The following is a 12,611-nucleotide window of genomic DNA, read 5'->3' as shown; positions in this document are numbered from 1 at the left end:
AGCCCACTGTGCGCTCGAGGCAGGCGAGTGGGCGTCTCAGACCTTCTGCTGCATCGACGATCGGGCTGGGTTGCCCTGGTCGGCGGCCTTGGGGTCGGGCTCGTCGGCCTTCTCCGTGACGCCCTTCTTGATCTTGGCGCCGAGGTCGGTGTCGACGCGGCTCCAGTAGTCGAACGCTCGGGCCAGCACCGGCTCGGTCACTCCGTCGAGTAGATGGCCGACGACGTTGTCCACCAATCGATCTCGCGCAGCGTCGTCGAGTACCTCACGGACCAGGGTGCCCGCCTGACTCCAGTCGTCGTCCTCGGGATGGTCGACATAGGCGCTGCGGATGATCTCGCCGTCGGCTGCCCACTGAGGCTCCGGCTGACCCGAGAACGTCGCGGCGGGACCACCTTTCGAGTTCGGTGCATAGACCGGGTCGGTCACCGGATTGATCCGCATCGCACCGTCTTTGGAGTAGGTGTGGACGTCGTTACGAGGCGCGTTGACCGGGATCTGCTTGTAGTTCACGCCGAGTCGGGCACGGTGCGCGTCGGCGTAGGCGAACACGCGGCCGAGCAGCATGCGGTCGGGGCTGAATCCGATACCGGGCACGACGTTGTTCGGCTCGAATGCCGCCTGCTCGATCTGTGCATGGTTGTCGGTCGGGTTGGTGTGCAACGTCATCTTCCCGACCTCGTGCAGCGGGTAGTCGCCGTGCGGCCACACCTTGGTCAGGTCAAAGGGATTGAACCGATACGAGACCGCGTCGTCGTATGGCATCAGTTGCACCTTGAGCGTCCAGCTCGGCCGACCTCCGCCAGCGATGTTCTCGAAGAGGTCGCGGGTGTGGAAATCGGTGTCGGCAGAAGCCATTTGGTCGGCTTCGTCCTGGGTGAAGAACTCGACGCCCTGATCGGAAATGAAGTGATACCTCACCCAGTGCTTGACGCCCTGGGCATTCACCCACAGATAGGTGTGCGAGCTGTAGCCGTTCATGTGGCGCCAGGTCTTCGGAATGCCGCGGTCGCCCATGAGCCAGGTGACCTGGTGCGCCGACTCCGGAGACAACGTCCAGAAGTCCCACTGCATGTCGTGGTCGCGAAGGTTGTTGTCGGCGCGGCGTTTCTGCGACCGGATGAAGTGCTGGAACTTCAGCGGATCCTTGATGAAGAAGACCGGCGTGTTGTTGCCGACCATGTCGTAGATGCCCTCTGAGGTATAGAACTTCAACGCGAAGCCGCGCGGGTCGCGCCAGGTGTCCGGACTGCCCCGCTCTCCGGCGACGGTCGAGAATCTCGCGACCATCTCCGTCTTCACGCCCGGCTGGAACAGTGCCGCGCAGGTGTACGCCGAGACGTCTTCGGTTGTCTCGAACGTGCCGAATGCACCGCTCCCCTTGGCGTGGGGCTGACGCTCGGGAATGCGTTCGCGGTTGAACTGGGCCATCTGCTCGATCAGGTAGTGATCGTGCAGGACGATGGGACCACCGGCACCGACGGTGAGCGAATGCTCATCGCTTCCGGCAGGAGCTCCGGAGTCTCTGGTTGTGTAGAAATCGTTCTGATCCGACATATCGCCTCCAAGGGGCTGGTGCGGGCGAAAAGTTGTCAACGAGGCGTCGGGCTGTTTCAACGCCGTGCCCTCGACACTAGACGCCGGGCCGATATGGCGCAGAAACTTTCACTGACCAGCAAGAAGGGGCTGGACGGCAAAATCAGTACAGCAGGAGTCAGTACAGCAGGGGGCCGAGTTCGGCGGCGAGTTCACGACAGCGGGGCACGAGGGAGGTGATGGCATCCAGACGCGCAGAGAACCCCTTCACCGTGACCGCGCCACGGACCACGCCCTCGACGTCGAGGATCGGTACGGCGATCGACGCCTCGCCGTCGAGCATCTCGTCGACCGAGACCGCGTAGCCACGTTGGCGGGTCTCCTCTACCTGTGCTGCGAGTTCACGCATCTCGACGACGGTCGACTGTGTCAGCGCGGGAAGCGTTGGTGGCAGGAGCTCGCGCCACTGCGAATCCGCTGCGAGCAGAAGCTTTCCCGCGGCCGATGCGTGTAGCGACCGGATCATCTCGTGCTCGGCGGCCAACGGATGGTCGGGGTCCATGTCGACGATCCGCAGGGTCGCGGGCCGAAAGTGCATGACGTACACACCGAAACGCACTGATGCGCGGAACTTCTCGCAGAGTTCTTGTGCGCGACTGGACATGTACGGGGTAACCGCGGAGTGCACCATGGTGTTCAATCTGTTGCCCAGCGCGAAACCCCGCAGATCCGCGGTCCGCACGAGGTACTCCTCGACGGCCAACGTGTTCAACAGGCGATAGATGTTAGCGGGCGGCAGATCCAGGCGGTCCGCGATCTCGCGGCTCGTCGCTCCCGGCCCGAGATCGCCGACCGCCTCGATGATCTGCATTGCCCGCGCTATCGACTCCCCTGCGCCGGGACGTCCCATCCCCATCAGCGCATTCCCGGTAACGCCAGCACGTCGTCGCGGCTCGTCTCGTCGAACACCCCGACCCGCGCGAACCGTGCGGGCCACCGCGCATAGATCATGACCACCGCGACGGCCACGACCGCCACCGAGCCGAAGAAGCACAGGAACATCACGCGATCACCGGTGTCCGACATCGTTGCGCCCAAACCGAGAAGGATCACCAGGCACGACGCCGTTCCCCAACTCGCCACCAGCAGGGGGCGGGTCGGCTCCCCCATGCGTCGCAACAACCGTGGCGCCGCGAGGCATGCCGCGACATAACTACCCATGTAGCCCAGTGCGCTGAGGGTGAGGAAGTCACGGACGCCTTCCTCGGGATCGCCACCGCACCACAGGAACACCAACGGGCCGAGAGCCACCACCGATGTCGCGATCGCGGTGGCGACCGCAGGTGTGTGAAGTCGACGATGCGTGTCGCCGAACTGACGCGGGATGATGTGCTAGCGCCCCAGCGTGAACAGCACGCGCACAAGCGCATTCACCGACGCAAGCGCGCACGCCAGGAACGACGTCGCGATACCGACGTCGAGAATCACTGCGGCGAAGGGACTTCCGTCCGCGAGGAAGAGCGCCGCGAGCGGTGTGCTGCTCTCCCGTACCGAATCCGGCGCTCCCGCCATCGCCGCCGACTGACTCGACACGGCAAGCAGATAGATCACGCCTGCGAACAACGGTGTCCACAGCAGTGCACGCGGTACCGACCGGAAGGTTCGACGCGCCTCGGCGGACAGCGTCGTCGAACTCTCGAATCCGACGAATGCACTCACTGCGACAACCACACTCAGCGCCAGCGAGCCATCAGGATTCGGGTGCGCACTGGATAGCCGCCATGGTTGGTCACGATGGGTGTAGCCGAGCCACACCATCAGACCGGCCATCACGACCACCGCGAGCAGCTCGATGCAGAGGGTCACCACCGCCGAGACCTTCACCCCTCTGATCATGACGAAGGCCATGGCCACGGCGGCGAGAACAACGATCACGCTCATCGTGACGTGCGATACCTGTTGTGTCACACCGACGCTGATCGCGAGATGATTCGTGTACAGGCCGACGGCCATGAGACCGGCGATACTCACGGCGGTGTAGCCGACGACCGCCGACCATGCCGTCACCATCGCCGTCCTCGCGCCATACGCCTGAGCCACATAGGAATAGAGACCACCGACCACAGCAACGCGTTGCGCCATCGGCCGGATGCAGAGTGAGACGAACATGATCACCACGAGCGCGGTCAGGAATGCCGCAATACTTCTCACCCCACCTGCCGCCACGATCACGAAGAGTGGCGTCACGGCGGACGTACCGGCAGGCGCGATCGCCGCGACAGACTGCGCGACAACCGCTACGAACGGGAGCTGCCTGCGGGTGAGCCCGCCTACCGGCGACTCGTCGGCGATCAGTGGTACCGAAGGCACGGGCGGCGAGGGAACCGATGAGGAGGAAGTCGAGGTCATGATCGCGTTCACAGTGGACCCCCGACGTTGCGTCGCGGCTACTCGAGGTCACGGCCGCGTTAACCGGAGTGAGATACGTACTACCCGGCAGTGAGCAATAGATCCAGGTCACGAGAGCCACGCCACTCGGACGTCACTCTCCGGACCCGCGTGTGACAGACAGGTAAATCCACTCGCGAGCGGCCGCTGACGATCTTCGCAACCAGTGCAACGTTGAGGCGATCCGCCGGTCACACCTGCCTCCTAGAGTCATGCCATCGCTGCCGGATCGCGGTGGCGGTGACGAATCACGACGGCCGGGGCAAAGGGGAACCATGTCGGCATCACAGGCGGTACGGGGCGTTGGAAGTGCCCCCCATCCACACGAGCACTCAACGGGGACAGGATCACATGACACGCCTGGGAGCGTCCAGCGCTCAGGCTTCCGCAGACGTTCCGTCCTCGTCGGGGGAGTTGCCGCGGCGGCGGTGGGTGCGGTTGCGCTGCAAGGCGTGACGGGGGCCGCACCCGCTGCGGCTGCGGGCCGCGACCTCGACCCACACGACAAAGACATCGCGTTCGCAGGTGTCGTCGAGATCGCCAAACGCATTGCGGCAGGCGAGTTCACCGCACGACAGATCACCGACTTCTTCCTGGCTCGGATCGACATGCTCAATCCGACGTTGCGCGCGTGGACAATTCCGCTTCACGAGCGCGCCCGCGCCGAGGCCGACGCTCTCGACGCGAAGAAGGCCAGCGGCGCACGCCTCGGTCCACTGCACGGCGTGCCGATCGGGATCAAAGCCGAAAATCACGTCAAAGGCGTCCCGACGACCTACGGCGGCGCGGCGTTCACCAAACCCTCGACCGACGACGCCGAGGTGGTGAAGCGCCTGCGCGCGGCGGGTGCGGTCATCCTCGGGATCACGGCCATGCCGGAGTTCGGCATCTGGCCGTTCACAGAGACGTCGGCACATGGATACACCCGAAACCCGTGGAACATCCTGCACTCCACCGCAGGGTCGTCGGGAGGGACCGCGTCGGCGGTGGCGTCGGGCATGGTTCCCGCAGCGATCGGTGGCGACGGTGGCGGATCGATTCGCCTGCCGTCGTCCTGGTGCGGCTTGTACGGGCTGAAACTCCAGCGTGGGCGAGTGTCGGCAGCACCCAACGTCGACCTGTGGAAGTCTCTCGTGTGATCGGCCCGCTGTGCCGGAAGGTCGAAGACACCGCGCTGATTCTCGACTGCATCCACGGCAGTGTCGCCGGGGTGGATCTCTACAAGGCCGATCCGTGGCCGTACACACTCACCGAGGCGTTGACGAAACCTGTTCGGTCACTACGGATTGCGATCTCCACCGCGCAGCCCGCCGGCACGCACCTCGACGACGACACACGTCGCGCCGTGCTGCAGACCGGCGCCATACTTGGCAAGCTGGGCCACCGCGTCGTCGCACACGATCCGGTCTACCCTGCGACACTCACCGCAGCGTTCCAACCGCAGGTTCTCGGCGGATTCAGCACCGAAGCCCGCCGCGCCGACCACTACGAGCTGCTCGAGCGACGCACCCGCGAAGGCGTCGACATCGGGCGCAGCACCGGCCTGGCGTCGGATATCGCAGTGGCCAAGGCCATCGAACTCAGCAAGACCGTCGGAAAGCAGATCCTGGCGTCGGTGTTTCCCGCCTACGATCTGCTGATCTGTCCGACAACGCCCGGAAAGGCTTATCCCATAGGACAACTCGACGGCGCGGGGTTCGTCGAGGCATCGTCCAAGGCGTCACCGGTCGCGGCATACACCTCCGTGTGGAACGTCGTGGGCAACCCGGCAGCAGCGGTACCCGCAGGCTTCTCCGGAGGCCTGCCGTTGAGCGTGCAGGTCGTCGGCCCCAACAACAGCGAACCCCTGATCTGTCAGGTCGCGGCGCAGCTGCAAAAGGCTCGGCGCTGGCCCGACCAGACGCCGCCGAACAGCTGAGGCCGGGACTCCATGCGCCGTTACCTCACAACGCTGTTCACCGTCGCGATCGCGACCGTCGCCGCACTGGCAGCGACGGGCGCCCGCGACACCCACCGCCGCTGCGGGCGGCGTGCTCATCCGTCGTTACCTCAAGTACATGGGCGGTGCCGATCCCGCCGACCCCGCGCACAACGTGATCGCGCACGTGGTGACACTCGGCGCCACCAATCACGGGACAACACTGAGTGGCCCGGGCGCGCTCGCCGCGGTGCTGCGCGACGCAGGCGTCAACGTCGAACCATCCATCACGGCCATTGCGGGAAGTGCGGGGTACGAGCAACTCGTCGGGTCGTCGATGATCACCGAACTCAACCGTGGCGGTGAGACTTTCGCGGGTGTCGACTACACGGTGATCGCCACCCGCTTCGACCAGTTCTCGACTCCGTATACCGCCACGTTCCTGACTGCCGGTCCCGGCGCGAGGGTCAACAACGTCCTGCTCCAGGACGGCTGTCCGGTCGATGTCTCGGGGCACTCCGTGATGACGTACTCACCGCGGGCGATCTCCGTGACGCTGCGCGCACTGGGAGTCTCGACGCCGCTCGTCTGCACCGTCCATCCGTGGAATCAGGACTGGGGGTTGACCGGATAGCCCGGTAGGTCGAAACCGACGCCCGTCGCCTTCTCCGCAGCTTCCCAGAGTGCGCGGGCGAGGCGGAGGTCGTCGGTCTCCTCCGGTGGCGCGACCAATACCGGCGCGCCAGACAGTTCCAGGAATCCTCCCGGGCCGATGTACTGACCACCGAGCAATCCGGGATCGGTGGCGGCACGCACACTCGACAGCGCGCCCTCGGCGGGGTCCATGATGAACGTGCGTCGCACCCACCGCAGGGTCGGTGTGGTGAACAGCCAGCTCAGCATGCCCTGATCGCGCATCACGCCGCTATGGGTGGCACCCGGATGCGCCAGGACCGACGACGGCGCACCGTCGCCGAGCAACGCGAGCCGACGCTGCAGCGCGATAGCGAAGATCGCCTGCGCCAGTTTCGACCGCGAGTACGCGGCCGCGGCGCTGTAGCCGACGTCCATCGCGAGGTCGTCGGGGTCGAGTCGCCCCACCGACGACAACTTCGAGCACACCGACACGATGCGGGCGTTACGAGCTGCACACAGCGGGCCGAGCAGCAGCCCGGTGAGCGCGAAGTGTCCGAGGAAGTTGGTGGCGAAGTCCAGCTCCACGCCGTCTTTCGTCAGTTCACGCTCCGCGCGCATCACCCCGGCGTTGTTGACGAGAATGTCGATCGCCGGAAAACGCTCGGCCAACTCGTCGGCGGCGCGGCGCACCGAAACCAGCTCACTCAGGTCGACCTGGACGATCTCGATGTTGCGAGCGATGTGGTTGTCAGGAGCGATTGGGCCACCGGAACCGCCCTCCGCGACGATCGCATCCCGCGCGCCTTGTGCGGCCTCGACGTTGCGGCACGCCAGTACGACCCTCGCTCCGAGACCTGCCAGGTGGCCCGCTGTCGCCAGACCAACGCCCGAATTCGCACCCGTGACCACGGCGGTACGTCCGGACAGATCCGGCGCATCGGACAACGACCACCGCGATTCACCCATCGCTGACTCCTCCCACGTCGGATATTCGTACGATCTCACACGCTCACGTAAGGATCGGGCGCAGTCCTGCGGGCACAATGGACACGCGAACTCTTCGCCGAGCCATGTGCCCGCCCGCCTTGACCCGACACCCCGACACCCCCCACCCGACACCAATGCCGAGGACCTTGTCTCACGTGGCCACCCCCCGCACCGTGCCGTCACCCCGCCGCGCCCTGACGATCGCGGCGCTGGCTTTCGCGTGCACGGTGGCCGCGGCGTGCTCGACGCCGTCGCACGAGTCGGTCGGTGCCTCGACTCCTGCTCCCTCAGGTGCCGTACCCGCGACCGCCAAGGTGTCGGCCGCTGTTCCCCGAGGCGCAGCAGCCAAGGACATAAACAATCAGGCGACCGGGTCGAAGATCGCGCTGCATCGCTACTTCTACGCGGTATCGACCGGGCAGGCCGATCCTCGACAGAACTGGATGGACCTCTACCTTCCGCCTCGGCAGGGCAAGGTCCCGCTGGTCGTGCTCATCCACGGCGGGGCATGGCAGGCCAAGATCGGGGCGGGCACGTTCGCCACCTTCGCGCGACGCCTGGCCGAACGCGGACTCGCCGTGGTCAACGTCGAGTACCGCCGGGTCGGCAATGGCGGCGGCTGGCCGACGACCTTCGTCGACGTCGCGTCGGCAATGGATGCCATCCCCGACCTCGCGAAGGCCTATCCCCAACTCAACCTCAGCAACGCCGTCGCCGTCGGACACTCGGCGGGCGCGCAGCTCGCTGTGTGGGCGAGTACGCGACAGGATCTGCGTCCAGGCGAGGTCGGCGCATCCCCGACGTTCCGTCCGACGACCGTCGTCTCGCTCGCGGGTCCACTCGACATGCGTCGAGCCGTCGCGATGGGCGACAAGCGCATCGTGCGCGTACTCGGCGGCACTCCTGCCCAGGTTCCGGACCGATACGCATCGGTCGACCCGATCCAGAATCTCGATCCGCAGACACCGGTCATAGCGATCGCCGGAACATCGGATCATGTGGTGCCGCACGTACTCTCGCAGGATTACGTCGCGGCGGATGCGAAGGCGGGTGGGCGCGCACAGGCGATTATCATGCCGGGACAAACACATTCGTCGCTGGTCGATCCGAAATCAAAGGCATTCGAGCAGATCCTCGAGCTGATCACCCGCGTCACCAACGACGCGCACGCCAACGGTTCCTGAGGCCCCCCGCACCGGCCGGCTCCACGGACACGAACAACGGGCCCCGACCACAGATGTGTGGCCGGAACCCGTTGCGTCAGAGAAGTGTTGCGAGTTGATCAGGCGGGAACTGCGCGCGAGCTGAAGCTTCCCACCGGTTCGAACCGGCCGAGCACGTCGTCGGCAGGCTCGCCCGACACGGCCGAGATGAAGCCGAGCACGTCGTCGCGATCACCAAGTGTGAGAAGCGGATTGGGATCGGACAGCAGGCCGAACAGCGCCGAGGCGACGTCGACGTTGACCGCTGCGGCCGGGAAGGCCAGTTCGAGGTGGGTCGCGTAATCGGGGTCGCCGAGGTAGAGCCTCGTCACCTCGACGGACGCGTGTCCTCTTCTCTCCCAATGCTTCTCGAACTCGTCGACCAGCCACTGCGCGGAGAACTCAGCCGACGGGTCGTCGTCGAGGCGCGCCTTGGCGGCCTGCACCAGTTCGGCGACTTGGATCAGTGAGTTCTGCGCACCCTGCCCGGCAACCGGATCGACGGCGATCGCGGTGTCGCCGATCGCCGCGACGACGTGCCCGCTCTTCGTCGTGCCGACGGGCTTGCGGACGGTCGGGGTGACACCACCCTTCAACCATGAGTAGGGGTCGGACTCGATGACGGCGAGCTCGCGGATCGCGGGAGCATCCGCGGGGAACCACTCGTCGAAGATGTCGACGATCGCCTGGCGCGCCGACGCGGCGTCGGTCACCTCGTCGATCTTCGGCGCCCACGCGCCGTCGGGCTTGGCGAAGACGATGAACGACCATGTGGCGCCCGCATCCTTGTGCAGGAAGGGTCCGACGAAGATCTCACCGTTGTCACTGTCGAGGTTGAACAGCGACTGACGTCCGCCGTCGGCCGCACGGTAGGCGAACGTGTCGGGACCGTGGTCGAGCCCGGTCAGCGTGACCTGCAACAGCCGACGTTGCGGCTCACGGTAGTGGGTGCGCTCGTCGTCGACGGGGAAGAACGAGGCCAGCCCACCCTTGCCCGTGGCGACGAGGGTCAGGTCGTTGTCGGCCGCGATCTCGTCGAGACGGTCGGGGTCGACGGCCTCGACCTCGAAGCGTCCGCCGCGCTCGAGGAACCGGCCGAGCCTGTCGTCGGCGCGCAGCCGTAGGTCGACGGCCTGTGCGACATAGCCGTAGTCGGGATTGAACTCGAGGACGTCCACACGCTCGGCACCCTCACCAGACGACAGCCGGACGCTGATTCCGGTGGTGTTGCCCACCTCGTAGAGGTCGTCGATGATCTGCGCGTCCCAGTCGCGTGAGCTGCCGAACAGCACGCCGACGCCGGTCGGTGGGACCTTGTCTCGCAACGACTCTCGATCGCGGTCGCTGTAGAGAGTGACGTCGAATCCCGCGTCGAGGAAGCCGAGCGCAGCGCTCGTACCGGTTACTCCCGCGCCGACGATCGCAACGGATCGACGTTTCTGGTCTGCCATGTGTGCTCCTTTGGGTCTGGACTTTTCGACGATGGACACAGCGTGCGCGATGCACTGTGGTGGGAAAAGATTTAGAAGCACGAAGGCGCAAACCTCCCGCGCCGACGGGGTCCGCAGACCGGGTCGTTCGCCGCGCTACCATCGCTGCCTGTGAGTTCCACGCTTTCCGACGCCGGGATCGCCGCCGGCACCCCGAACGAGGACGCCGCCACCGGCAACACCTCGGGGTACCGCCTCGACCTCGACGGTCTGCGGGGTATCGCGATCGCGCTCGTCGCGATCTTCCATGTGTGGTTCGGCCGGGTGTCCGGCGGCGTCGACGTGTTCCTCACCCTGTCCGGCTACTTCTTCATCGCCTCATTGCTCAAGCACGTCATCGCGACCAACCCGCCGAACGTGTCGTGGCGACGGGCGGTGAATCCGTGGCCCCGCTTCTGGCGGCTGGTACGTCGCCTCTTGCCCGCGCTGCTCGTCGTACTGGCTGTCATCACCGCCCTGATCGCACTGATCATGCCCAGAACCCGTTGGGGCCCTTTGGGTTCGGAAATCCAGGCGAGTGCGCTCTATTACCAGAACTGGCACCTCGCGTTCGACTCACAGGACTACGCCGCCGCGGATTCGGCGAACAGTCCGATGCAGCATCTGTGGTCGATGTCGATGCAGGGCCAGTTCTTCGTGCTCACGCTCGTGTGCATGCTCGCGCTCGGCGGCGTCCTGAAGTTGCTCGCGCGTCGCACCTCGGTGTTCGGCGAGGCCCGCGTCATTCGTGGCATCGTCGGCGTCGCATTGCTGGCCGTCGCAGTCGTCTCGTTCGCCTGGGCGGTGTACCGCCACGGCGTCAATCAGCCGTTCAACTACTACGACACGGTCGCGAGGCTGTGGGAGCCGCTCGCAGGCGGGCTGTTGGCCGTCGCCATCCCTCAACGACTCACGCAGGTACATCGCAACCGACTGGCGGTGCCCGGTTGGCTGCGCGACGTCGTCGGTGTTGGGGCCCTCGCGCTCATCGTGAGCTGCGGCTGGTGGATCAGCGGGGTGTCGGAGTATCCGGGCGTCTGGACGTGGATTCCCGTCGGCGCAACGCTCGCGCTGATCTGGACGGGTTCACCCGCCGCCCGCGACGCGGCGTCGAACGACGCAGGACTGATCAGCCGAGCGCTCGCGCACCCGCGTCTGGTGTGGCTCGGTTCGGTGGCCTACGCGCTCTACCTGTGGCATTGGCCGCTGCTCATCTTCTACCTCGCGTGGCGCTTCCAGGACGACGTGAGCTGGTACGAGGGCACTGCGATTCTCGCCGTATCGCTGCTGCTCGCGTGGCTGACGACCCGGTACATCGAGGCTCCGCTGCGATCCGGACGGAACACCGGTTTCGGCCGCTCGTATCGTGTCGCGCTCACCGCCCTGCTCGTAATCGCGACGATCATCGCAGGCACGACGGCCGTCGTCTGGCAGCGGAACGCAGCGAACGCGACGGTCAACACCGACAACCTCGACCCCCGGCTCTACCCCGGTGCGCGCGCGTACCTCGACGGCGCGCCGACGCCCCGCGTCGACCCGCAGCCCAGCCCGGAGGTCGTCGACAAGGACTGGCCGATCACCTCGTACGACTCGATGATCAGCGGCTGGAAGGATCCGGCGATCAAGGTCGGCGTCTACGGCGATCCCGCCGCCACACGCACCGTCGCGCTGGTCGGCGGATCGCACGCGGAACAGTGGATCACCGCGCTCGACGCCGTCGGCAAGCAGCGCGGATTCCGGGTCACCACCTACCTGAAGGTCGGCTGCGCGTTGACCACCTCCCACGTATTCACCTGGTTCGGGCAGAAGTACTACCAGTGCAACGACTGGTCACGACGCGTGATGGGCCGGTTGGCCGTCGACAAACCCGACGTCGTGTTCACCAACAGCACACGGCCCGTCGAGAACGGTCCCGGCGACACCGTTCCCAAGGACTACACCGACATCTTCACGCAGTTCCGTGACCGGGGACAGCGGGTCGTCGCGGTGCGCGACAACCCCTGGGCGCACGGCAAACTCAAGCCCCCGGAATGCCTCGCACAGGGCAAGAAACCGCAGGTCTGCGGGGTCGACCGGGATGTGGCGATGGCGGAGGCAGACCCCGCGCAGGCCATCGCATCGCAGTATCCGAACATGTCATTTCTCGACTACACCGACGCGATGTGCAGCCCGACCTACTGCCCGGCTGTCGTCGGCAACATCCTGGTCTGGCACGACTACCACCACCTGTCGGCGACGTTCGTGCGCAGCCTCATCCCCGCGGTCGACGCCGATCTGGGCCGTGCGCTGCGGTGGTGGTGAGTCTGTATAGCGGTGAGACTCCCTGACAGCCACGTCTCAGGGGGCGTCCAGACTGCACTGATAAGCTCATAGTCGATAACGGGAGGATCACGGCCCATCAACGCGATGGTGCCG

The 12,611-nt window shown here is 65.9% G+C and carries 11 protein-coding genes; 5 read left to right on the top strand and 6 right to left on the bottom strand.

What is annotated here, in order from left to right; genetic code table 11:
- Positions 1-36: 36 nt before the first annotated feature.
- The 4 genes from A5766_RS18065 to A5766_RS18055 form a co-directional block, all read right to left on the bottom strand.
- Positions 37-1,557, bottom strand: a complete 1,521-nt coding sequence (locus A5766_RS18065) for a catalase (RefSeq protein ID WP_064905791.1) — start codon at positions 1,555-1,557, stop codon at positions 37-39.
- Positions 1,558-1,714: 157 nt separating this feature from the next.
- Positions 1,715-2,446 (bottom strand): IclR family transcriptional regulator, encoded by a 732-nt coding sequence (locus A5766_RS18060; RefSeq protein WP_231894717.1) that lies wholly within the window; start codon positions 2,444-2,446, stop codon positions 1,715-1,717.
- A gap of 5 nt (positions 2,447-2,451) precedes the next feature.
- Positions 2,452-2,850, bottom strand: coding sequence for a hypothetical protein (locus A5766_RS25155; protein ID WP_005201942.1), 399 nt, complete (start codon positions 2,848-2,850; stop codon positions 2,452-2,454).
- A 78-nt stretch (positions 2,851-2,928) separates the two neighbouring features.
- A complete protein-coding gene (locus A5766_RS18055; RefSeq protein ID WP_231894716.1) occupies positions 2,929-3,906 on the bottom strand; it encodes an APC family permease in 978 nt (325 codons plus the stop codon).
- Between the two features lie 530 nt (positions 3,907-4,436).
- Here A5766_RS18055 and A5766_RS25365 point away from each other — a divergent pair.
- The 3 genes from A5766_RS25365 to A5766_RS18045 all read left to right on the top strand — a co-directional run bounded on the left by A5766_RS25365 (position 4,437) and on the right by A5766_RS18045 (position 6,536).
- On the top strand, positions 4,437-5,123 hold the full coding sequence (locus tag A5766_RS25365; RefSeq protein WP_267626580.1) for an amidase family protein: 687 nt from the start codon (positions 4,437-4,439) through the stop codon (positions 5,121-5,123).
- Positions 5,105-5,902 carry an amidase family protein gene (locus tag A5766_RS25360; protein WP_269449457.1) on the top strand — a complete coding sequence of 266 codons (798 nt, stop codon included), beginning with the start codon at positions 5,105-5,107 and terminating at the stop codon, positions 5,900-5,902. The genes A5766_RS25365 and A5766_RS25360 overlap by 19 nt, the downstream gene beginning before the upstream one ends.
- Before the next feature lie 112 nt (positions 5,903-6,014).
- Positions 6,015-6,536, top strand: a complete 522-nt coding sequence (locus A5766_RS18045) for a hypothetical protein (RefSeq protein WP_005201946.1) — start codon at positions 6,015-6,017, stop codon at positions 6,534-6,536.
- On the opposite strand, the gene A5766_RS18040 is transcribed toward A5766_RS18045, so the two are convergent.
- Positions 6,512-7,504, bottom strand: a complete 993-nt coding sequence (locus A5766_RS18040) for an oxidoreductase (protein ID WP_005201947.1) — start codon at positions 7,502-7,504, stop codon at positions 6,512-6,514. The genes A5766_RS18045 and A5766_RS18040 overlap by 25 nt on opposite strands.
- Before the next feature lie 176 nt (positions 7,505-7,680).
- On the opposite strand from A5766_RS18040, the gene A5766_RS18035 reads away from it, so the two are divergent.
- Positions 7,681-8,709, top strand: a complete 1,029-nt coding sequence (locus A5766_RS18035) for an alpha/beta hydrolase family protein (protein WP_005201948.1) — start codon at positions 7,681-7,683, stop codon at positions 8,707-8,709.
- 98 nt (positions 8,710-8,807) lie between these two features.
- Here the strand turns inward: A5766_RS18035 and A5766_RS18030 are convergent, their stop codons facing one another.
- Complete coding sequence (locus A5766_RS18030; RefSeq protein WP_005201949.1) at positions 8,808-10,178, bottom strand: styrene monooxygenase/indole monooxygenase family protein; 1,371 nt, start codon at positions 10,176-10,178, stop codon at positions 8,808-8,810.
- Between the two features lie 150 nt (positions 10,179-10,328).
- Here A5766_RS18030 and A5766_RS18025 point away from each other — a divergent pair, with 150 nt between their 5' ends.
- The gene (locus tag A5766_RS18025; protein WP_005201950.1) at positions 10,329-12,497 is read left to right on the top strand and encodes an acyltransferase family protein; all 2,169 of its coding nucleotides are present in this window, start codon (positions 10,329-10,331) and stop codon (positions 12,495-12,497) included.
- The last annotated feature ends 114 nt before the right edge of the window (positions 12,498-12,611 follow it).

This window comes from Gordonia sp. 852002-51296_SCH5728562-b, assembly GCF_001665475.1.
In the GTDB taxonomy this organism is placed as follows: domain Bacteria; phylum Actinomycetota; class Actinomycetes; order Mycobacteriales; family Mycobacteriaceae; genus Gordonia; species Gordonia sputi.
This window is presented reverse-complemented; position numbering and strand designations above follow the sequence as displayed.

Excerpts from the sequence above, each read along its gene's own strand:
- A5766_RS18065 (WP_064905791.1), bottom strand. The coding sequence starts at position 1,557 with ATGTCGGATCAGAACGATTTCTACACAACCAGAGACTCCGGAGCTCCT.
- A5766_RS18060 (WP_231894717.1), bottom strand. The coding sequence starts at position 2,446 with ATGGGACGTCCCGGCGCAGGGGAGTCGATAGCGCGGGCAATGCAGATC.
- A5766_RS18040 (WP_005201947.1), bottom strand. The coding sequence starts at position 7,504 with ATGGGTGAATCGCGGTGGTCGTTGTCCGATGCGCCGGATCTGTCCGGA.
- A5766_RS18030 (WP_005201949.1), bottom strand. The coding sequence starts at position 10,178 with ATGGCAGACCAGAAACGTCGATCCGTTGCGATCGTCGGCGCGGGAGTA.